Origin of the sequence: Rhodococcus sp. YL-1 (assembly GCF_001942025.1) — a bacterium.
In the GTDB taxonomy this organism is placed as follows: domain Bacteria; phylum Actinomycetota; class Actinomycetes; order Mycobacteriales; family Mycobacteriaceae; genus Rhodococcus_F; species Rhodococcus_F qingshengii.
In genome coordinates this window covers 3,814,424-3,833,482 of the sequence record NZ_CP017299.1, presented here as the reverse complement: position 1 = coordinate 3,833,482, position 19,059 = coordinate 3,814,424, and the positions used below count along the sequence as shown (strand labels likewise).

At 60.4% G+C, this 19,059-nt stretch carries 37 protein-coding genes and 1 tRNA gene; 33 read left to right on the top strand and 5 right to left on the bottom strand.

The window, feature by feature from the left end:
• Entirely contained in the window at positions 1 to 252 is a 252-nt protein-coding gene (locus tag BH682_RS17795; RefSeq protein ID WP_003941570.1) for a hypothetical protein, read from the bottom strand.
• Positions 253 to 388: 136 nt separating this feature from the next.
• Between BH682_RS17795 and BH682_RS17790 the strand changes: the two genes are divergently transcribed.
• A tRNA-Asn gene (locus tag BH682_RS17790) sits at positions 389 to 461 on the top strand.
• Between the two features lie 53 nt (positions 462 to 514).
• Here the strand turns inward: BH682_RS17790 and BH682_RS37310 are convergent.
• The 3 genes from BH682_RS37310 to BH682_RS17775 are packed head-to-tail and all read right to left on the bottom strand — an operon-like array spanning position 515 to position 2,697.
• Complete coding sequence (locus BH682_RS37310; protein ID WP_075833615.1) at positions 515 to 1,723, bottom strand: tyrosine-type recombinase/integrase; 1,209 nt, start codon at positions 1,721 to 1,723, stop codon at positions 515 to 517.
• A complete protein-coding gene (locus BH682_RS17780) occupies positions 1,636 to 2,112 on the bottom strand; it encodes an ImmA/IrrE family metallo-endopeptidase (RefSeq protein ID WP_075833613.1) in 477 nt (158 codons plus the stop codon). Before BH682_RS17780 ends, BH682_RS37310 begins: the two co-directional genes overlap by 88 nt.
• A complete protein-coding gene (locus tag BH682_RS17775; protein WP_075833611.1) occupies positions 2,113 to 2,697 on the bottom strand; it encodes a DUF4148 domain-containing protein in 585 nt (194 codons plus the stop codon).
• Between the two features lie 401 nt (positions 2,698 to 3,098).
• Between BH682_RS17775 and BH682_RS17765 the strand changes: the two genes are divergently transcribed.
• The 15 genes from BH682_RS17765 to BH682_RS17705 all read left to right on the top strand — a co-directional run bounded on the left by BH682_RS17765 (position 3,099) and on the right by BH682_RS17705 (position 10,289).
• Positions 3,099 to 3,287: a helix-turn-helix domain-containing protein gene (locus tag BH682_RS17765; protein WP_075833607.1), complete on the top strand. Its 189-nt coding sequence runs from the start codon at positions 3,099 to 3,101 to the stop codon at positions 3,285 to 3,287.
• Between the two features lie 61 nt (positions 3,288 to 3,348).
• Positions 3,349 to 4,158 carry a phage antirepressor N-terminal domain-containing protein gene (locus BH682_RS17760; RefSeq protein ID WP_075833605.1) on the top strand — a complete coding sequence of 270 codons (810 nt, stop codon included), beginning with the start codon at positions 3,349 to 3,351 and terminating at the stop codon, positions 4,156 to 4,158.
• A 180-nt stretch (positions 4,159 to 4,338) separates the two neighbouring features.
• Entirely contained in the window at positions 4,339 to 4,755 is a 417-nt protein-coding gene (locus BH682_RS17750; protein WP_047272556.1) for a hypothetical protein, read from the top strand.
• Entirely contained in the window at positions 4,752 to 4,907 is a 156-nt protein-coding gene (locus BH682_RS35925) for a hypothetical protein (RefSeq protein ID WP_157127655.1), read from the top strand. The genes BH682_RS17750 and BH682_RS35925 overlap by 4 nt, the downstream gene beginning before the upstream one ends.
• Before the next feature lie 125 nt (positions 4,908 to 5,032).
• The gene (locus BH682_RS17745) at positions 5,033 to 5,263 is read left to right on the top strand and encodes a hypothetical protein (protein WP_075833600.1); all 231 of its coding nucleotides are present in this window, start codon (positions 5,033 to 5,035) and stop codon (positions 5,261 to 5,263) included.
• Positions 5,260 to 5,388 (top strand): hypothetical protein, encoded by a 129-nt coding sequence (locus tag BH682_RS37085; RefSeq protein WP_263284143.1) that lies wholly within the window; start codon positions 5,260 to 5,262, stop codon positions 5,386 to 5,388. The genes BH682_RS17745 and BH682_RS37085 overlap by 4 nt, the downstream gene beginning before the upstream one ends.
• 256 nt (positions 5,389 to 5,644) lie before the next feature.
• A complete protein-coding gene (locus BH682_RS17740; RefSeq protein ID WP_075833598.1) occupies positions 5,645 to 5,830 on the top strand; it encodes a hypothetical protein in 186 nt (61 codons plus the stop codon).
• A gap of 106 nt (positions 5,831 to 5,936) precedes the next feature.
• On the top strand, positions 5,937 to 6,089 hold the full coding sequence (locus BH682_RS35920; RefSeq protein WP_157127654.1) for a hypothetical protein: 153 nt from the start codon (positions 5,937 to 5,939) through the stop codon (positions 6,087 to 6,089).
• Positions 6,086 to 6,769 (top strand): lambda exonuclease family protein, encoded by a 684-nt coding sequence (locus tag BH682_RS17735; protein WP_075833595.1) that lies wholly within the window; start codon positions 6,086 to 6,088, stop codon positions 6,767 to 6,769. Before BH682_RS35920 ends, BH682_RS17735 begins: the two co-directional genes overlap by 4 nt.
• A gap of 2 nt (positions 6,770 to 6,771) precedes the next feature.
• Complete coding sequence (locus tag BH682_RS17730; protein WP_075833593.1) at positions 6,772 to 7,347, top strand: hypothetical protein; 576 nt, start codon at positions 6,772 to 6,774, stop codon at positions 7,345 to 7,347.
• A gap of 55 nt (positions 7,348 to 7,402) precedes the next feature.
• Positions 7,403 to 7,699 carry a WhiB family transcriptional regulator gene (locus BH682_RS17725; RefSeq protein WP_075833591.1) on the top strand — a complete coding sequence of 99 codons (297 nt, stop codon included), beginning with the start codon at positions 7,403 to 7,405 and terminating at the stop codon, positions 7,697 to 7,699.
• An 80-nt stretch (positions 7,700 to 7,779) separates the two neighbouring features.
• A complete protein-coding gene (locus tag BH682_RS17720; RefSeq protein ID WP_075833590.1) occupies positions 7,780 to 8,613 on the top strand; it encodes an HNH endonuclease in 834 nt (277 codons plus the stop codon).
• 4 nt (positions 8,614 to 8,617) lie between these two features.
• The gene (locus tag BH682_RS17715) at positions 8,618 to 9,442 is read left to right on the top strand and encodes a hypothetical protein (protein WP_075833587.1); all 825 of its coding nucleotides are present in this window, start codon (positions 8,618 to 8,620) and stop codon (positions 9,440 to 9,442) included.
• Complete coding sequence (locus BH682_RS17710; protein ID WP_075833584.1) at positions 9,439 to 9,810, top strand: hypothetical protein; 372 nt, start codon at positions 9,439 to 9,441, stop codon at positions 9,808 to 9,810. The genes BH682_RS17715 and BH682_RS17710 overlap by 4 nt, the downstream gene beginning before the upstream one ends.
• Entirely contained in the window at positions 9,807 to 10,289 is a 483-nt protein-coding gene (locus BH682_RS17705; RefSeq protein ID WP_075833581.1) for a DUF4326 domain-containing protein, read from the top strand. The genes BH682_RS17710 and BH682_RS17705 overlap by 4 nt, the downstream gene beginning before the upstream one ends.
• Here BH682_RS17705 and BH682_RS37305 read toward each other — a convergent pair.
• On the bottom strand, positions 10,272 to 10,400 hold the full coding sequence (locus BH682_RS37305) for a hypothetical protein (protein WP_442971967.1): 129 nt from the start codon (positions 10,398 to 10,400) through the stop codon (positions 10,272 to 10,274). The genes BH682_RS17705 and BH682_RS37305 overlap by 18 nt on opposite strands.
• A 420-nt stretch (positions 10,401 to 10,820) precedes the next feature.
• Here BH682_RS37305 and BH682_RS17695 point away from each other — a divergent pair, with 420 nt between their 5' ends.
• The 17 genes from BH682_RS17695 to BH682_RS17630 all read left to right on the top strand — a co-directional run bounded on the left by BH682_RS17695 (position 10,821) and on the right by BH682_RS17630 (position 19,036).
• On the top strand, positions 10,821 to 11,117 hold the full coding sequence (locus tag BH682_RS17695) for a glutaredoxin family protein (RefSeq protein ID WP_075833576.1): 297 nt from the start codon (positions 10,821 to 10,823) through the stop codon (positions 11,115 to 11,117).
• Between the two features lie 156 nt (positions 11,118 to 11,273).
• Positions 11,274 to 12,866 (top strand): terminase large subunit domain-containing protein, encoded by a 1,593-nt coding sequence (locus BH682_RS17690; protein ID WP_075833573.1) that lies wholly within the window; start codon positions 11,274 to 11,276, stop codon positions 12,864 to 12,866.
• Between the two features lie 719 nt (positions 12,867 to 13,585).
• Positions 13,586 to 13,936: a hypothetical protein gene (locus tag BH682_RS35915; RefSeq protein WP_143542552.1), complete on the top strand. Its 351-nt coding sequence runs from the start codon at positions 13,586 to 13,588 to the stop codon at positions 13,934 to 13,936.
• A gap of 2 nt (positions 13,937 to 13,938) precedes the next feature.
• Positions 13,939 to 14,889, top strand: coding sequence for a DNA cytosine methyltransferase (locus BH682_RS17680; RefSeq protein ID WP_075833569.1), 951 nt, complete (start codon positions 13,939 to 13,941; stop codon positions 14,887 to 14,889).
• 139 nt (positions 14,890 to 15,028) lie between these two features.
• A complete protein-coding gene (locus BH682_RS17675; protein ID WP_075833567.1) occupies positions 15,029 to 15,229 on the top strand; it encodes a hypothetical protein in 201 nt (66 codons plus the stop codon).
• Complete coding sequence (locus BH682_RS17670; protein WP_075833565.1) at positions 15,226 to 15,495, top strand: hypothetical protein; 270 nt, start codon at positions 15,226 to 15,228, stop codon at positions 15,493 to 15,495. Before BH682_RS17675 ends, BH682_RS17670 begins: the two co-directional genes overlap by 4 nt.
• Before the next feature lie 145 nt (positions 15,496 to 15,640).
• Complete coding sequence (locus BH682_RS35910) at positions 15,641 to 15,811, top strand: hypothetical protein (RefSeq protein WP_157127653.1); 171 nt, start codon at positions 15,641 to 15,643, stop codon at positions 15,809 to 15,811.
• The gene (locus BH682_RS35905; RefSeq protein ID WP_157127652.1) at positions 15,808 to 15,963 is read left to right on the top strand and encodes a hypothetical protein; all 156 of its coding nucleotides are present in this window, start codon (positions 15,808 to 15,810) and stop codon (positions 15,961 to 15,963) included. Before BH682_RS35910 ends, BH682_RS35905 begins: the two co-directional genes overlap by 4 nt.
• Positions 15,960 to 16,355: a hypothetical protein gene (locus BH682_RS17665; RefSeq protein ID WP_075833563.1), complete on the top strand. Its 396-nt coding sequence runs from the start codon at positions 15,960 to 15,962 to the stop codon at positions 16,353 to 16,355. The genes BH682_RS35905 and BH682_RS17665 overlap by 4 nt, the downstream gene beginning before the upstream one ends.
• A complete protein-coding gene (locus BH682_RS17660) occupies positions 16,352 to 16,558 on the top strand; it encodes a hypothetical protein (protein ID WP_075833561.1) in 207 nt (68 codons plus the stop codon). Before BH682_RS17665 ends, BH682_RS17660 begins: the two co-directional genes overlap by 4 nt.
• 94 nt (positions 16,559 to 16,652) lie before the next feature.
• Positions 16,653 to 16,826 carry a hypothetical protein gene (locus tag BH682_RS35900; protein WP_157127651.1) on the top strand — a complete coding sequence of 58 codons (174 nt, stop codon included), beginning with the start codon at positions 16,653 to 16,655 and terminating at the stop codon, positions 16,824 to 16,826.
• Positions 16,823 to 17,149 carry a hypothetical protein gene (locus BH682_RS17655; protein WP_075833559.1) on the top strand — a complete coding sequence of 109 codons (327 nt, stop codon included), beginning with the start codon at positions 16,823 to 16,825 and terminating at the stop codon, positions 17,147 to 17,149. Before BH682_RS35900 ends, BH682_RS17655 begins: the two co-directional genes overlap by 4 nt.
• Positions 17,142 to 17,549, top strand: a complete 408-nt coding sequence (locus BH682_RS17650) for a DUF6221 family protein (protein ID WP_075833557.1) — start codon at positions 17,142 to 17,144, stop codon at positions 17,547 to 17,549. The genes BH682_RS17655 and BH682_RS17650 overlap by 8 nt, the downstream gene beginning before the upstream one ends.
• Complete coding sequence (locus tag BH682_RS17645; RefSeq protein WP_143542553.1) at positions 17,546 to 17,779, top strand: hypothetical protein; 234 nt, start codon at positions 17,546 to 17,548, stop codon at positions 17,777 to 17,779. Before BH682_RS17650 ends, BH682_RS17645 begins: the two co-directional genes overlap by 4 nt.
• Positions 17,776 to 18,330 (top strand): hypothetical protein, encoded by a 555-nt coding sequence (locus tag BH682_RS17640; RefSeq protein ID WP_075833555.1) that lies wholly within the window; start codon positions 17,776 to 17,778, stop codon positions 18,328 to 18,330. The genes BH682_RS17645 and BH682_RS17640 overlap by 4 nt, the downstream gene beginning before the upstream one ends.
• Positions 18,327 to 18,776 carry a hypothetical protein gene (locus BH682_RS17635; protein WP_075833553.1) on the top strand — a complete coding sequence of 150 codons (450 nt, stop codon included), beginning with the start codon at positions 18,327 to 18,329 and terminating at the stop codon, positions 18,774 to 18,776. The genes BH682_RS17640 and BH682_RS17635 overlap by 4 nt, the downstream gene beginning before the upstream one ends.
• On the top strand, positions 18,761 to 19,036 hold the full coding sequence (locus BH682_RS17630; RefSeq protein WP_075833551.1) for a hypothetical protein: 276 nt from the start codon (positions 18,761 to 18,763) through the stop codon (positions 19,034 to 19,036). The genes BH682_RS17635 and BH682_RS17630 overlap by 16 nt, the downstream gene beginning before the upstream one ends.
• Positions 19,037 to 19,059: the final 23 nt, after the last annotated feature.

The following is a 19,059-nucleotide window of genomic DNA, read 5'->3' as shown; positions in this document are numbered from 1 at the left end:
CTAACGGTTTTTCTTCAACTGGTCGTGGGGGACCAGAATCGTAGTCTCCTCGTTGATCGGCTTCATCGGCTCGAGCTTGGGCTGAGTACTCAGTGAGTCGGCCAGCTTCTGCCGTGACGCGTCCAACACCTTCTTGGTGGCCGGACTGGTGGCCACCGCCTTCGCGGCCCGGCTGATCTGCTCGTATCGTGCGCGGCCCGCTTTGGTTCCCAGGACGTACCCAGCTGCAACACCGATCAACAAACGCATCATTCCTGCTTCCCTCCAGCACCGATCGTCCTGACTCCATCCTGCCTGATGACTCGCTGGGCAGGCGATTTGGTACTTCGGTGAAGGATTCGCTACAGTTTCTCAGGCAACGCCGGAACGGGCGAAGCGAGCAAGACAATCCCCTGTAGCTCAATTGGCAGAGCTTCCGACTGTTAATCGGACGGTTGCTGGTTCGAGTCCAGCCGGGGGAGCGTTAGAAAGAGTCCCTGATCTGCAGAAATGCGGGTCGGGGATTTTTTCGTTTCTAGGAAGATTTCGGTTCGTTGTCACGGATTGTCACAAGCGATCCCAAACTCGTCGCAGCAGCAGCAAGCGCGTCGGTCTGCGAGTGCGTGTAGGTCCGCATTGTGAACGAACTGTCGGCGTGACCAAGCCACGCTGCGATGACCGCAATCGGGACTCCCTGGAGGTGCATGAGGGTTCCGCAGGTGTGTCGGGCATCGTGGAGCCGAACCTGAGCGACGTCCAAATCTGCGAGGATCGATTTCCATCGCTTGGTGAGGGTGTCGGGGTGCAGAGGTTGTCCGGCTTCGTTGCAGGCGACATATCCGCCGTCGCCGTAGCCTTCGCCGAATGCCAGCTTTTCGGCCGCTTGTTGTCGTTTCGCGGCTTTGAGTTCGTCGGCGAGTGGTTGAGGCAGAGGCAAGGTTCGGCCCGATGCGGTTGACTTGGCGTCCTCTTGGTCGATGGCTTCGCCGCCAGCCGACACTCGAGTGGGTCCGATCCTGAGTGTTCTATTCTCCAGGTCCACATCAGCCCATCTCAATCCTCCGAGTTCGCCGCGTCTAAGCCCTGACAGTGCGAGGTGCCAAACGTGCCGCAGGCGATCGTTCTTGATCGCGCCGAGAACGACCTGAACTTCGTCGGCGGTGAGCGTCTGGAGTTGTTTCCGTGTCTGCGGAACGTGGTCGACGAGCGCGGCTACGTTTCGGACGAGTTGGCCTTCCTTCACGAGCTGCTCAAGAACTTGAGACAAGGTGCCAACCATGAGGTTGCACGTTCGTGGGCCCCATTTCTTTCTGGAGTGTCCTGTCGATCGGGTGAGCTTTCCCTCTCTCAGTTCTTTGATGAGTTTGTCGATGTCTAGGCGAGTCAGCTTCTGAACGGAGATGTCGCCTAGTTCTGATCGGACCGGCTTTAGGACGTCTTCGTATCCGACCTTCGTCGTCGGCTTAATTCCGTGTCGCGATAGGAGCCAGTTCGCGCAGGCTCGCTCGACTGTGAGATCGATTGAGTGAACGAATGTTCCACGCTGCACTTCGTTTTGAATTCTTGCGAGTTCGTCACGCGCGTCAGCTTCGGTGGTGAATCTCTTTCTTAACTGTTTTCGGCGGCCGGTGATCGGATCGACCCCGGTGTCGACCGTCAGCTGGTATCTGATTGCGTTTTTGCCGCGTTCTTTTTTCGCGAGTTCGATCTTTTTGATCTGCGGAGGCAGTTGTTGTCGGGCCATTTTTTGTCCTTTCTGTGCCAGAGGTCTCGCCATACGTGGATGAGTTCCACGGTCACTTTCAGTTCGTGTGCGATGCCGGCGAAGTGTGCACCGTGCATTCGTTCTGCTTTTCGGTAGGACTCTTCGGAGATGAGAAGTCGTGCCGCGTACTCGTCAGCTTGGCGTTCTTGGAAGTAGTGAATCCGGGCATCGGGTGTCGACATGTCGTGGTGATGTGTGGCATGTCCGAGTTCATGCCCGAGGGTGGTGCGTGTGTAGTCGAGCGGCATTCCTGCTTGCAGGACGATGATTCGCGGTTCCGCATACCAGCGGCCACGTTCCTTGCCTGGCAGGTTGCCTTCGACTATCGCGATGCCGTTAGCGCCTGCCAGGTCTTCGAGTTCTTTCAATTACGCGTCCCAACCGTGGTCATCTTCCGGAAGGGGCTCGGAACTGGTGTTTGCGGCGTAGGGTTCGTCGCTCTCGATCAGTGCCTGTACATCGACATCGGCAACCCTGTGGGCTTGACCTAGCGAAGTCAACGGATAGACGTTGTCTTCCATGGGGATCAGACCGAGTGCTTGCGCCTTAGCTAGTTGCTTCTCGACCTCCGCTCGAGTCATTCCTTCGGTGAGACTGATTGTCACGTCGGGGCGTCGCGATCGTGCGGCGAGAAGATCTGCGAGTTGGGGTGTTGTCAGTGAACGATCGACTAGCTCGAGGATGAGGGCTTCTTGATCGGCGGTCGCGAGCAGCTGGCCGTCTGAGTCGACGAAATTCATTGTCTCCTCGACTGTTACGAACCCCAACTCAACTAGTGCGTCAACGGGGTTGACCTCTACTGCACGGCAAATAGAGATGACGTCGCTGGCGTTGAGGCCGTCGGCCAGGCGCTTGCGTGCAGTCTTCTCGGTTACGTCGAGTATCTCGCCGATTTCGACTGCTGTCAGACGCCTGCCTGCCAGGTGTTCGAGAACTGTCTTTTGCTCACTCATGAATCTGAGGCTAACCGGTAACTTTCTTCCGGTCAACCCACGTTTGACGTGCAGTTACGGTCAAATTGGTCGACGCTACCGGTAAATGTTGTTGACTTCGACCGGAGAACCGGTAAATATCTTCCATGTAACTTACGAACAGCGGAGGAAACCGGAATGTTTCTACTGAGTCTGGATGAGATGGAGCGGGTGAAGCGTGTCCACGCACTCCGAAGCTTCGTCGCTATGGAGGAGCGGACACACGTATCTGAGCGGACATGGAGGACGGCCTTCAAGTCGCGTCGGCCGACGCCCCAGGTCCTGGATGCACTCGGGGCGTTAGGCGCTCGGAGCAGCAAGATCCTGATCTGGGATGAGCCATCTTCGCTTACGGGTCCGACAATTCGTCAGCAGGTGCCGGCATGAAACCGACACGTCTACTCACTGCTGTTCAAGCCGGAGAACTGCTCGGAGTTGATGAGACCACAGTCCGCCAGATGTGGCGCGAAGGTGAGCTTAAGTGCGTGCACATCGGGCGCGGTCGCAAGGTCTCTGATGCCGAAATCTCGCGCTACATCGAGGAAAACGAGCAGTTTGCGCCCACCGCATGAAGAAACCGCCACCTGTTCCAGCAGATGACGGCTTCACTCCAATCCCCAAGCAAGGAATCTGATGACTGACCATACTGCACAACTCGCCACCATCCCAGTTGTCGGCACCGCGGGAATCCTCGGCGCCAAGGTAGGTGGGAAGGCGATCGCGGCGTTCCGTCCGATCGTCGAAATGCTCGGGATGGCCTACTCTGCGCAGCTCCAGAAGCTGAAGTCAAAGTCATGGGCAGTTGTGTCGAAATTCGACACAACTGGTGCAGACGGCAAGACCTACGAGATGGTCGGCGTTGACCGCAAGACATTGACGATGTACCTCGCGACACTTGATGAGAACCGCGTCAAGGAGGAGGTTCGACCAGTCTTGGTCGCACTTCAGGCGGAGGCGGCCGACGCATTGGATGCCTATTTCCACGAGGGTGGCGCGATCAATCCGGATGCAACCGTTGATCAGCTCGACGCTCTTGCGATGAAGGCAGCGCAACGGCTCCAGTTGCTCTCGCTTGCCAAGGGGATGGTCGACGACTCCTGGCTTGAGACCAAGGTTCGTCATCAGTTGGCAGTTGGGCTCGGTGAGGAGCCGGATATTGAACCGCTCAAGCGAACGCTGACAGTGTCGGACTTTCTTGACGGTAAGGGTGTGAATGATCGGGGGCAGCGCAAGTTCGCGTCATCGATGGGTGCCCTGGTGAAGAAGTCGTACCGGGAGTTGCACAACACGGAGCCAGGTCAGGCGATCCGGTTCATCAACGGTGCTGACCGGCCCGTCGCGGCTTACACCGAGCGCGACCGTGCGTTGTTCGAAAAGGCTTGGGCGATACTCGGATCTGCGATCGAGCCCGAGTTTTTCACGAAGGGATTGGTTGCCTCATGACTGAGCGGGAGCTTGCTGACAATCGGGATTCGATGTCGTTGGCGGAGCGTGTTGAGGCTCGCCGGGTGCTGGATGAGGCTGCCGGCGTCAAGTACGGACTGCCGTCTGAGCAGGGCTTGAAGCGTTTGGCTCGGATCATGGGTCCTGGCCTTCGTCGGATCAGTGATCGGAAGGAGGGTGATGATGGACGTCAAGGTTAATGAGGACCTGCTTCGTTCGGTGATGGACCACATTGAGACGTGGCCGAACTTGTTGGATCAGCAGCAGTGGCGTAATGGCACGGCCAGGGATTTCGCTGGTTGGACTGCGGAGTTGTGTGGGGCTGTGTGGGTTTCGCATTCGTTGGACACTGGTCGGGTTGAGACGGTTACTGGTCCGCATTGTGCAGCGTTTGTTGTTCGGGCGCAGTCGGGGGAGCTCTGGCATGTGGAGGACTTCGCTCGTGTCTCGCTCGGGCTAACTGACAGGGCCGCTGATGATCTGTTCGCTGGCTGTAACGCGATCACCGAATTGCGTGAGATGGTCGAGAACCTTTGTGATTTCGGCACCACCTACGATGCCGCACCGAAGACGCGGGCGGAGGTGACGGCACCGTGAATGCAGAGAAGATGCTGCAACTTGCTCGTGAAATCAAAACTCTCGACGACCAGATCGAATGCCCTCAAGCGCCGCGAACCACCAAGCAGCACATGGCTTTACTGGAGCAGGTACGAGGTCGCGCAGTGGCTCTCGCCGCTATCGTCGCCTGACTCTCTTGAACTCCCGGTGGTGTCACCACTGTAAGACCGTCGCCCGGTCCAGATGGCCGGCACCCTAGGCGCCACCGGGCCCAATCTTCCCACCATCCATTTTCTCCTGCGAAGGACATTTCGTGATGACCCATACCCAAAACACGCCCCTCGACGTCCCCGGATATGTCGGCCGCCACCGCGTCGACGACGCGATCTTCAAGACCGCCGACGACGCTCACGACGAACTCGTTGAGGAAGCAACAGAACTCACTTTCATCGAGCAGGTCCGGATCAACGTGTGGGCGATCGTGATCCTCACGCTGCTTGCAGGGTTCGTCGGTGTCGTCCTGTGGTTGATCGCGGTGACCGCGTGAGCCCACACGATCCGTTGCAGGATCCCGTGACCCGCGACGACTGGTATGACACCGAACCCGGCTTGTTCGACCTCGCTGACCACCACTACGACCGCTTCAAAGATGTGAACGGAGAACAGAATTGAAATCCTCAGCTCGGCTTCCTTTGCAGCGTGACGAGAAGTTGTGGGAAGCGTTCAAGGAAGACCGTGAAGCGTGCCAGCGTCGTGCTGGTTCGGGGGCGGGTCGGCGTCGTACGTCGCGGCCTACGAATTGTGTCGAGTGTCAGCGGCCGATGCGGCCGTCGAAGGCGTTGCTTGCTGACTATCCGAACACGGTGCGGCATCACAGCCGCGGGATTTGCGGGACGTGTGCCCACCGAAACAGGAAGGCATCCCAAGCATGAGTACAGCTCAGGTGGCGGAAGCCATCCAGGAAATCGTCAAACGTGATGCGGAACTTACTCGCGAACTTGAGCGACTTTCGAATTGGCACAGCTACGACGGGCCCGCTCTGCACGCTCGTGACGAGTTCCGGCGCAGCACATTCGAGCGCCTGCTCGGTCTGGCATCCGAGGCGGTGAAGTGACGCATCTTGAGATGGGTGTGGACCCATTCTCTGAGGAGTGCCTTCCCGCAGAACCTGATCCCTTCCACGAACACGACCCCCGCGACGACCTAGAGGAGTGGCAGCGATGAGTGAACACCTCGACGGATTCAACAAGACCGTCATCACACAAGAGGGTCAGCGTATCCGTATCGACGGATTCATTGACGGCAAACATGTTTACAGCGCAACACATTCCGCAGTCGCAGTTGTCGACGCGATCGAAAAGGATGACCAGTGACCGCACCAACCTTGATTGAACTCCCTGACCTCGAGCAGGGGTCGGAGGAGTGGCATGCGCAGCGGCGGGGGATTGTCACGGCATCTGTTGTCGGGCAACTCGTCACGACCAAGACCCTCAAGCCCGCAAGTAACGACGTATCGCGTGGGCTCACCAGGCTTCTCGTGGCCGAACGCATCACTGGTTGGACCGATCCGATGTACGTCAGCGATGACATGCTGCGTGGCATCGAGGATGAGCCGAAAGCGCGCGACAAGTATTCCGAGCACTACGCGCCGGTCACTGAAATCGGATTCATGATCCGCGAGGACCACGACGTGAAGATCGGTTACTCCCCGGATGGTCTGATCGGTGACGATGGGCTGATCGAGGTGAAGTCGCGCCGGCAGAAGAAGCACCTGGAAACGATCCTCGCCGACGAACCACCTGCCGAGAACCTTGCGCAAATGCAGTGCGGGCTACTGGTTTCCGGTCGCGAGTGGTGTGACTACATCTCGTATTGCGGGGGCATGCCGCTCTGGGTGAAGCGTGTCTTCCCTGACCAGCGCTGGTTCGACGCCATTCTCGCTGCAGTCGATGCCTTCGAGGAGAACGCCGCCGAAATGATCCGTCTCTACGACGAGCGGACCGTCGGACTTCCCATGACCGAACGAACCGTCGAAATGGAAATGGTGATCTGACCATGGATCTCACAGAAACGATTGCCCCGAAGTCCGACCAACTCAACGCTGACGATCTCCTCGCCGGCCCGCGGAACGTCACGGTCGAGAAGGTGACCCTAGGGTCTTCCGAACAGCCCGTGAATATCCACCTCGTGGAGTTCCCAGGAAGACCGTTCCGCCCGAGCAAGACGGTGCGGCGAATCCTCGTCGCAGCGTGGGGTGTTGAGGCGTCGGCGTACGCAGGCCGACGAATGAGGATATACACCGACCCTACTGTCCGCTTCGGAGGACAGGAGGTGGGCGGGATACGGGTCAGCCATATCTCGCACATCGAGAAGCGGCTGACGCTAGCGCTCACCACAACGCGGGGCCGGCGCGCTCCGTACATCGTGGAACCGCTGCCTGATGGGCCGCCGGTCATCACGAATGAGCAGGCCGACGAGATCGCAGAAGGGATTTCGAAGGCTGCAGATCGTGCCGACCTCGACGGTATCGCTGCACAACTGAAGACGTTCGAACTAGCTGACCACCGCGACCGCCTACTCGGTCTGTGGAAAACCAGACTTGCCGAACTCGACACCGCTCCATCCGACTGATCCACATCCGGGCCGTCGACATCGGCGGCCCGGTCGATGCACAGGAGTTATCCACATGAGTGACGACATCGATTGGCGCGCACGCGCCAAGTGTCGCGATCACGATCCTGAGCTGTGGTTCCCGAACCAGGTCCACAACAGGAAGGCACGTCGTGACGCGAGCCTCACAGCGCGCGCGATCTGCTTCGAATGCCCCGTCCGCGAGCAATGCCTCGAATGGGCCATCGGAGTGGGCGAGAAGTGGGCTGTCGCAGGGGGCCGCGACTTCGGGGTGCAGAGCGCGAAGAAGGCGTCAGCGAGCGATGTTCGGGCCGGTGGTGGGCGTTCCCCGGACGAGATCTCCGCTCCGTAGTTAGCCCGAATGGACACGAAAGACAGCGAAAGGAGGCGATAGGCGATGATGATTGACCCGATCATTCAGGAGGAAGCACGATGGCAGTCTCGAAGCGCGTCAGGTTTGAGGTTCTCCGGCGTGACAACCATGCATGTCGATACTGCGGTGCCACTGCTCCGGACGTCCGCATCACACTCGACCACGTCGTGCCGACCGCGCTCGGCGGCGACGACAGCCCGTCGAACCTTGTCGCGGCATGCGGCGACTGCAACAGCGGTAAGACCTCGACCAGCCCATCTGAGGTCATCGTTCAAGATGTCGACGAGCGGGCCATTAAGTGGGCTGCCGCAATGGCTCAAGTTGCTAACGAGCGGCGTGCATCCAGAGAAGTGCTCGCTCAGCGGTACGAGGCATTCGAGGCGGAGTGGAATCGTTGGGGTTGGACTGACTGGCGAGGAGATCGCCACACCGAAGAGTTGCCGGGAGACTGGAAGCAGTCCGTGGACCAGTTCTACGCTGCCGGGCTTGATCATTCAGACCTCGAAGAACTCATTGAGGCCGCCATGCCAAAAAAGAAGGTCAAGGACACGTGGCGATACTTCTGTGGCTGCGTTTGGACCCGCGTCAAGCAGAACCAGGAACGTGCGCTCGAAATCGTCGGTGTGGACGAGGACGACGCCATTGCCGACGAGCCTCAGTTCACTGAGGAGATCGCAGAACATCTGCTCGAAGTGCTATCCCAGCGTTGGTGGGGGATCACTGGGCAGCATGTCCCAGATTGCTTCTGTGTCGCAGGCGATCCTCGCCGTGAGTACTGCGGGGAGGTTGCTTGCCGCATGTACATCATCGGAATGTTTCAGTCCGATTACTACCGACATATTGAAAATCAACCAGAGGGCGTCACCGCCGACGAATCGACAAGTATGGAGTAGGACCATGGCCCGCATCCGGTCAATCAAGCCCGAGTTTTGGATCGACCGGAAGCTGGCCCGACAGCTCTCCCGCGATGAGCGGATGCTGTACATCGGGCTGTGGAATCACGCGGACGAGCATGCCCGAGCTCAAGGTGACGCCCGCGTGATTCAGGGCCAAATCTTCCCGTATGAGAGTGATTTGACGGTCGAGAAGATCGATTTGATGCTCGACCACCTCGAGGAAGCGAAAGTTATCCACAGGTACGTTGTGGATAGTGACCCATACCTGTTCTTGCCCAAGCTTTCTGAGCATCAGCGGCTTGAGCCATCGCGAGTCAAGTCGAAAATACCTGCCCCACCAGCGGTTTCGGTGGCGTTCGAGAATGGTGCAGGCACACCTGCGTTCGGTTCAGACTCCGTGCAAGTTTTCGCAGACAAGTCCGCGCCCGGTGACAATCCTCATTCGCTTCTTTATGTAGCAGGGAGCATGGAGCATGGGGCAGGGGCGAACGGCGCACACGCGCCAACCCTCGCACCCCCGCCCCGTTGCCCGAAACATCTGAACGACCCAAACCCGCCACCCTGTCGACCATGTGGGGACGCCCGAGTAAAACGCGAAGCATGGGACAGAGATCAAATCGAAGCCGCAAAACGTGACGCATCCGAAGCAGCGAAACAGCGAGCGAAATTCATCCAGGACGCCATCGACGAGTGCGGACTGTGTGACGACCGCGGTTACTTCGGGACCACCGTCTGCAACCACGATCCGAACATCGTCGACACCGCGAAACGCGGAATGGCTCAAGTCCGCGCAGTCCTCGCCAAAACAGCCCAGGAGAAACCATGACCCGCAACCGATCATCCGCAAAAGCAGCCGGATCACGATTCGAACGCTCCATCGCGGACGGACTTGCTCAAGCACTCAACGACGACCGCATCGACCGCCGAGTCAAAACCGGAGCCAAAGACCGCGGCGACGTCGGAGGAGTCCGCATTCACGGCCAGAGGCTCGTAATCGAAGCCAAGGACTGTTCACGCCAAGAGCTACCTAAATGGACGCGAGAGGCGCAACTGGAGGCCGGAAACGATGACGCCCTGGCCGGGGTAGTCGTAGCGAAACGCAGAGGAACCACAAACCCGCTCGATCAATGGGTCCACATGACCGTCAGAGACCTCGTCGCACTCATCACCGGACAACGACAGGACACGAAATGAGCGCCCCGAAGCGTATCCAGCGAAAACGAACCAAAGGCTGGAAGATGCCCGAAGGAGCCATCTACGTCGGACGGCCCACAAAGTGGGGCAACAAGTTCACGCTTGGTGGCGCCAACGGACTCGCCTGCGTACCCGGCGCAATGACGGGAGCCGAATGGGAATTCGAAGATCGCATCTCAGCGGCCGGAATCAGTCACGACTTCTTCCACGGCGACGGACGCATTACTCGATGCACAATCCGCAACCTCACTCGCGAGGAAGCCGTCAGCCTGTATCGCGAGGTACTGACCCGCGAGACAGTGCACCTGCGCGATCCCCGGTACTACCGTGTTGGGTACCGCGACAACCCAGTGACGATCGACATGATCCGCAACGAACTCGTCGGCAAAGATCTCGCGTGCTGGTGCCCACTCGACCAGACCTGTCACGCAGACGTGCTCCTCCAAGTCGCCAACAACACATCACCAGCAAATCGGTAGATACACTCGACAGTGCCTACCGAAATGAATGACACAAAGACGGATGACAAACACACCAAACACCCCAGACGGCACCTGGCCCGAAGACCTAGACCGCCGCCAAACCGCGATCGAAGCGATGAAGCTCCGACGCGACGGTAAAACGTGGGACGAGATCGCTCAGTTGGTCGGCTATTCGAGTCGTCAGGCCGCCCACAAAGCGGTCAAACGCGTCCTCGAGCGGGTGGAAGGTGAGACCGCCGAGGACTACCGGGAAGTCATGGCAGCCCGATACGAAGCCCTGTATGCGAAGGCATGGGATTCGATCGCTGCGGCCGAGGAGGAAGGGCAGTTGGTGGGGAAGTCGCAGCTGATCGCGTCCGCTCGGGGTGTTGTGGACAGTCAGGTGAAGTTGTTGGGTTTGCAGGCTGTTTCGAAGTCTGAGGTCACTGTGGTGACTCGGGGGCAGATGGATGCGGAGATCGAAGTTTTGTTGGGCCATGGCGGCATTTCGGCCGGCACGGAATCAGATTCAGAGTCGCGGGAGAGCGAATGAAGGTCACTGTATTTACGAAGCCTGGTTGTCCGCCGTGTGATGCGACGAAGCGGAAGCTCGACAAACTCGGCGTCTCGTACGAGGTGCGGGATGTCACCGTCGACGCTGATGCGTTGGCGCGGGTGAAGACATTGGGCTACAACGGCACACCTGTCGTCGAGTGCGGCGACGTGCACTGGCAGGGGTTCAGCCCCGACAAATGCACGCAGCTCGCTGACAACCTCACTGCCGCACAACCCGTCGACGAGCAGGCTGCCCGCGAATACCTCGAGGAGACCGCGGTCAATGGGTGACGTCGTTCCGTTCCGCACACCGGAGCCAGTGGCCGCAAACAACATGTGCCCTTGCGGCAGCGCGTGGTTCACCGCCACCGTGTGCCTGAACGGAACGGCCATCACCGGCTACCAACAGCCCCTCCACTGCGCACACTGCGGAAACGAATACGCGCCATGAGCATCCTCGAATCCGGGGCGTGGCGTGCCCTCCCACCAGCCGAAAAAGAACACCTCCGCAACCGGCTCGCAGAAAAGCACGCCCGTAACGGAAACCCCATCGGCGGACCCCCCACACCCGGCGCACTCGCAGTGCGGCACGAACCGAACATCCAAGTGCAACGCCCACACCTTGACCTCATCGACCAAGCGCTCACCTGGGTGAAAGACACACCCAACGCGAAACTCATGATCTGGACGCCACCGCAGATCGGAAAATCCGTACGAGTCTCCAGATGGCTCCCATTCTGGTGGCTCACCCACCGCCCCCAAGACCGCATCCTCATGGCCTCCTACGCTGCCAGCCTCGCCGAAACACACGGCGCAGCATGCAGAGACCTCATCTCCGCCTACGGCGCCCGCTACGGCCTCCAACTCAAATCCGACGAAAACACCCGATCAGACTGGTCACTCACCGCCGGCGGAGGACTCCGCTCACGCGGCACCAAAGGCGGCATCACCGGCCAGTCAATGAACCTGGGCATCATCGACGACCCCTACGCCGACCGCGCTTCCGCTGACTCATCGACAATCCGCAAGGCAGTGTGGGAGTGGTACTCGAGCGCGTTCATCTCCCGACGTAGCCCTGGCGCCAGGCAGATCGTCGTTCACACCCGCTGGCATCAGCAGGATCTGTCCGGGATGCTCCTCGAGAGGGAGGGGCGCGTCGAAGACGGCGGGGAGTGGAAGGTCGTACACCTCCCTGCGATCGCGACGGCCCCGGACCCGGAGCGCGGATTCCGTGAGGACTCGCTCGGCCGCGCACCAGGGGAGCCGTTGACGCATCCCCTGATCGACTCCGACGACACCGCAGCGTTGAACGATCACTGGGTCCGCCAGAAAGCGTCCGTCACAACACGTGACTGGGCTGCCATGTTCATGGGCTCACCTGTCACCGCCGAGGGCGCGCTACTGAGCGCAGAGAATCTGAAGAACGCAACAACGAAAGACGTTCCCGCACCACGTCGCACAGTCGTCGGCGTCGACCCGTCCGGCGGAGGACGTGACACCGCCGGCATCATCGGCGGACATTTGGGCACCGACGGTCGCATGTACTGGACCCACGACCGCACCGCACAAATGTCATCCGACCAGTGGTCCCGCGCAGCATGCCAACTCGCCCACGACATCGACGCCGACTGTGTCGTGTTCGAAGCGAACTATGGCGGGGACATGGCAGGCACCCTCATCAGGCAGGCATGGGACGCCATGCAAAATGAGGGCGCCATCGACCGGCGAGCGTTGTGCCCGCGCATCAAGAAGGTGACGGCCCGGAAGTCGAAGTTCCTTCGCGCTGAACCGATCGCACAAGCCGTGCTCACGCAGCGTGCATGGTTCTCCGCCGACCACAGCCTCGCGGGGTTGAAGTCCGAGTGGGAATTATGGGAACCGGATTCGACATGGTCACCAGGCGCTCTGGACGCCGCCGTCTACGTGGCCTACGAACTTCTCCCGCCCATCAACGCGGGATCTTCGGTCTCGTCGGCAGCGAAGCGTTCGCGTTCATCTGTCACGGGCACAAGCAGTTTGGCGGCACGACGTACTCGCTGATTTTTAAACCGGGGACACAGTGACACTGTATCCGTGCAATACTCTGTGTCATGCCCCCAACACATCCATCGCAGGCTGACGCCGCCGCCGCGTACCGCACACTCATCGCCCACGAAACAGAGCCCAAAGAGCAGGACTTCTACCGCTCCCGCCTCCAACGGTTAGAGCTGACAACAGAACCCGTGTGCGAGTTCGACTGCCGTAGTCGAGTTGCTGCCGCTGGTGTTGGGGTTTACTGCCCGCAGTGCTCGGTGAAGTGTGCCGACACCGAACTCGCCACCCAACTCGCGAAGGCGATCCGTGCCGCCTGGGTGGACAGACTTGACTGGGATGAGCTAGCCCAAGGCGCCCTCGAATTCCTCACCTCCACTGGCCGTCTCATCCCTGCCGGCGGTATGGCACTCACCGCCGAACAGGTGGAAGACGTGCGGACGGCGGTGTGGAGTGAAGGCGACATCACAGACGCGGCATTCAACCGTCTCCGCGCCCTGTTCCCGGCAACCGAACCCGCCAACAACCAGCCTCCGACTTGCCTTATCGGCGCTGATGAGCGCGAATGCGCAGAGCGGCTGAGTCAAGCACCAATCGGACCACGATGCGATGCCTGCCCACCGTTCCCAAACCAGGAGGATGCCACGGCTTGGTGTGACCATCCGAAATGCCACTGGACAGGTGAAATCATTCGCAGGCACCCACGGGTAGCTAGTTGTCCAATCGATTTGCCCGTCCCAGCCGAACCCGCCGAGGAGGAGACGAAAGCGGAACTGTGCGCGGTGCGTCTGTGCGTACTCCCCGCTAGACATTCCGGCGTCCACGCCGACCGCGAAGGTCTCAGGTGGAACAACCCCGCCTCCTCGCCGGTTGTCCCTACCTCCACCGAAACCGAGTGGCAGACATTGGATGCCGTGCCCGCCGAGGTACGCACGGTGTGGGACAAGTCAGGCACGGAGTGGAGACGTCGCAAGAATGGTGGCTGGAAATGGGGTCTCTCCACGGGCGGATGGTTCAAGGTCGCCCGCCCGTCCGACTTCGACGAGTACGCCCCGTTCGTTGCGGCCGAGGAGAGGTGAGCATGAGCCTCACAATGACTGACCTCTTCTCCGGCGGCGGTGGCAGCTCGGAAGGCATGACACAGGCCGGTATCCATGTTCAGGTCGCCGCGAACCACTGGGATACAGCGATCGCCACCCACCAGAAGAACCACCCCGACACCGAGCACATCACCGCGAACCTGTCCGAGGTCGACTGGCGCACATTCCCGAAGTCGAACATCCTGTGGGCGTCACCGTCCTGCGTGTGGCACGCACGATCCGGTGGACGGAAGCAGCCGCCCGCCGAGGAAGAACTGCGCCGCGCTGACGCCGGATCCGTGGACCGGGCAACAGCGTTCGCAGTGATCGCAGCCACCGAGGTTCACCAATACGACGCGGTGATCGTCGAGAACGTGCCCGAGTTCCAGGCATGGAGTCTCTACAACTGGTGGCTCGACGGGATGCGAGCACTCGGCTACCGGCAACAGGTGATCTTGCTCGACGCCGCCGAAGTCGGGGCCGCGCAACGCAGAGTCCGGTACTTCGCCGTTTTCACCCGCGACGGCAACGTGGACCTGACCATCCGCGAGCCGAAGCACACTACTGCGTTGAGCATCCTCGATCCGAACCCAGGCAAGCTCGTCACCCGCAAGCTGTACGTCGCAGACCAGATCGAGCAGATCACCGCGCACGACGTGCCGCATCTGGTGACCTACCGCCGCAACGCGAAAGCTCGCCGAGCCGACGCACACCCGCTCGCAACGATCACCGCCGGCGGCAACCACCACGGCATCGCCACACTCACCGACGAAGGGCCAAGGTTCCGAATGCTCAACAATCGCGAATGTGCTCGCGGCCAGGGATTCCCGGACTCCTACGAGTTCGTGGGCAACGCGAAGGACGTGAAGAAGCAGATCGGCAACGCGGTCTCTGTTGACGCTGCTCGCTGGATTGGTGGACGCGTCACGGCTGCGTTGGGGGCGGCGGCATGACAGCGCCTGATCCCGTCGAATGCCTTTGCTGGCCAGTCGAAAACCCCTGGTCGTACTACGGGATTGTCGAGCCCGGTGGAGCGATGGAACCAAACCCTCACTGCCCCCAGCACTTCCCCGCCGAATCTTTGGAGACACCATGAGCAACTACATCACGATCCGCGTCGAACTCGACGACGGCACTGTCGCCGAAAAGCGTGCAGAGATCGAGCGAATCGGCAATCGTCGGTTCCTTGCATACGAGACCCTCACTGCCGCTGAGTCACTCACTGGCGATGTAGTCGAGATGCTGATCGCCAACCATCCCGCCCAGATCAATCCTGCCGAGGTGTCGTCGTGACCGCGCCTGATCCGGGGCTGACCGACCTCATCGCAGCGCACACGCGACTCGGTGCCGCAATGGACAACAAGTGCGTATGCAGTTGCTCGTGGATCGGCCACTACGTTGACCATCCCACGCATGTGGCGTTGGTGGTGGAGCAGCACACCAACGGGCGGGTAACGGAACTCGAAGCCACGATCGCCAGGGTGGAGAAGGCCCTCAAAGGTGTTTGTGACAGCTGCGATTACACCGACCTCCGCGCAGCTTTGGAAGGGGGCGAGTGATGGCGCACTGCGGGAAATGCCTCCGATCACTGGCCGAAAACCAATCCAGCCTCGGATGCCCCTGCCGAATCAAAGACGGCATCCGAATCAGCGAGACATCAAAGGCCGCATGGGATCGCCGCGCAGCTTTGGAAGGGGAACAGCAATGAGCGAGAGCAAGATTCATGTCCTGGCGACGTACGGCGACAACCTGGCCTGCCCCGGCTGCGGTGAAACGCTGACCCTCGACCAGATGGACGGCTGGAGAAACGACAACGGACTCACCTGCGTGGGTCGAACAACGCACTCAGATCACATCACCACGGAGTTGCGATGAGCATCCTGGCAAGCATCGTGATCGGACTGGTAATCCCTCCCGTGTTTCTGCTGATCGTCCAGTTCCTCGTGGGTGACCCGAACATGCTCAAAGACGCGTGGGAGTGCAGGCGTCGACCATTCAACCGCAAGCCTTCTGAGGAGTCGTTGTGAGTGAGATCCGATCACAGGCCACACCCGTGAGGGACGAACTGGCCGAGAAGGTGTTCGACCTACTTACGCGAGTCGCCGAGGTAGGGACATCGGACCGCAACGTCATAGCCCACGGAATCGCAATGGGCCTGGAAGACGCTGGTTGGTCGAAGCCTCGCACGGTGACCAGCGCGGCCGAGTTGAAGGCCTTGCCTACATGCAGCCTGATCCGAGGGCTTGAACGCGAAGGCCAGCGGTCAGGTGACGTGTTCGAGAAGGTTGGCCCCGATCACTGGCTTTGCCTCGATCCAGGCGACCGATTCGACGGCGAGGAAACAACTCCATCGCACGCAATCGTCCTCATCTACAAGGCGGGCATCCGCGTCCTCTTCACTCCGGGGGAGGCGGGATGAGCGCGGATCCGATGCCGGCGCCAGACACTGTCCGCATCTACCAGGACTCGCTGGGGGAGTGGCGGTGGATCCGCCGCACACCGACCGGCCGCACCGTCAACGAATCAACGGCAGGGTTCCCCACTCGCGGGGCAGCGAACGCCGACAACAGTTTCTGGAACCAAGACACCCCCAACTATCTCCTCGAACAGGCACGAACGTGAACCCGTACTTCCTCGCCGCCGTCGCGCTCACCGTCATCGTCGCAGCATCCGCAGCGATCGGCGTACTCCTCTACCTAGACCTCAAGGACACCGAATGACCAGCGTACGAATCTCAGTCGACAGCCCGGCCGGGGACATCGACGTCACTGTCGAAGAACCCAGCTTCTTTGGCAGAACGAACGTACCCGAACAGATCGCGGAACTGGTCGCCAACGCCACCCTGAAGGTGCTGCGCGCTTACGACTACAAGACCGGGGACACCAAATGACACCCGAACAGATCCGTGAAGAAGCAATCGAACGCATCGCAGTCGGCGCCTACAACGCTGACCGCGAAGGGGGCGACCCAGATTGGGCCGATACGGATCCTGTCGGTCGCGAAGCTGCGCTCGAATGGGCCACAGGAATAGTCGACTTCCTCGGTGATCTTCTCCCCACTGGTGGAATCCGTTATGCCGTCGCGCATCCCGTGACCGGAAGCAGTGACCCGCGCTTCGTCGGATTCGAGCTCGAAGAATGCAAAGAATTCGCCACCGAATACGACACCCACATCATCGAACAGCACCTCACCGAATGGACCACCCATGAGTGACGTCACCGCATTCCTCCGCGCACGACTCGACGACGACGAGAAGATCGCAAACACCGCGATCGGCCGGCAGCCCGAATATGCGGATTGGGCGTACGAGGGTGACGAGGTGTTCGCTCCTCGCCTTGGTGAGCGCGGCGACCGCTGGAACGTGACCTGCGACAGCGAAGGACTCCGCCCAGCAGTCGAGGAGAAGGACGGGCCGCACATCGCCCACTACGACCCGGCTCGAGCGCTCCGCGATGTGGCTGCGAAGCGCGGTGTGGTTCGCGAGATGGAAGCAGCCCGAACCAATCTCGAAGAACGCGGCATCAACGTCCCGTTCTTCATCACCTGGACTCTTTGGCACCTCGCATCCGTGTACTCCGACCACCCCGACTACCGGCAGGAATGGGAACTGTGAGTAATACGCACTATGCCGTGATCGTGTTCGATGGCGACTTCGACAACGACCACCCCGACGAAGAGTTGCGCGGGCATGCGCCGAGTCTGTCCCTGATCGGCTGCGGGCCAGAGGAGTTCTGCTGGGAAGCGGTCCGCAAGTGGACCGAGAAGCACCCGTTACGTCGGAACGAGACCGTCGAAGTTCTCACCCGCACCCTGCCTGCCGAACACTTGGAGCCTCACACATGAGCGACAGCAAGCCCTACCGCAGTGGACCGCCCCTCAGAACCGGTGACCGCATCGCGTTCGTCTGCGGTGATCGGCGCATCGAAGGCACCGCGCGCGTCGAGGGAGATGCCCGCGAACAGAGCATCACGATCATCCCCGACGGCGAACCCATGCAGTACGGCCGTGACTTCACCCTCGGTGACCGCCATGTCTGCGACGACACCTGCAGCGTCGGGCCGTTCGCCCCCATCCCGCCAGATGAAGCACTCACCCACTCGCAGATCATTCATCGGCGCATCTACGCCCGACTTCACGAGTCGGGTGTGCTACCCGTCTATCCGTTGCCGGACATCCCGTTCGAAGAGGCGTCGTCGGATGCTGATCGCGGCGGAATCATCCAGGGCGGGAAACTCCCCGCGTGGATGGTCGACATCGGTCTTGCCGAACCTGAACCCGAGACCCCAAAGCAGCGAGCCCTTCCCCGCCCATCCACAACACCACCACCATGGGCCGACAACCCAGCCGGCCAGCGCCGCCCCACCAAAACTCGCAACCACCGGAGAGTGAAATGACGAAGCGGCGCGAGGTCGACAAAGCAGCCATCGACCAATTCGAAATCGAGCAACCACGCACCGAAGAAACCACCGAACCATCCAGCCACGGCAAACCGGAATACAGCCAGGACACCGAACTCGTCCGCCGCGTCATCACCGGCACCCTCGCCGACGACATCCGAACCAAACTCGGCGCCCCACCCGACGCCGAGGTAACAGTCACAGAACGCAACCACGTTTGGGGATACTCCACCCTCACACAGGACACCGACTTCGACGCGCTCATCGAATGCGCCGGCATCTCGAAAGAGCTGTACAGCCACTGGGGCGAATGGAACTCCCTTCCAACAATCATCGAGTGGCTCACCGAACCCGAACAGCAGCCCACGAAACCGACAGCCCCGGCCGTTGTGCCAGCAGCATTCCAATTCCCTAGGAGGGCAACAATATGGATGACGAACTAGCGCACCTTGACTTCGCGCCGACATGTGCGCTGTACGACGTCCGCACCAACACACCCTGCGAGCGGCCGGCCACCCACATCGCCGACATCCACATGCACGAACACAACACCATGCCCCGCATCGCCCTCTGCGCAACCCACCTCGCCGGATACAGGGCAATGGAAGCCCAAATCGAACCCGGACGAGGACTAGCCCTCTGCAGCGTCTGCGAACAACCAATGCACCCCGGCGACTTCATCCGAAACGAAGAGACACTGTGAGGGTCTGTCCAGAAAACGGTGTA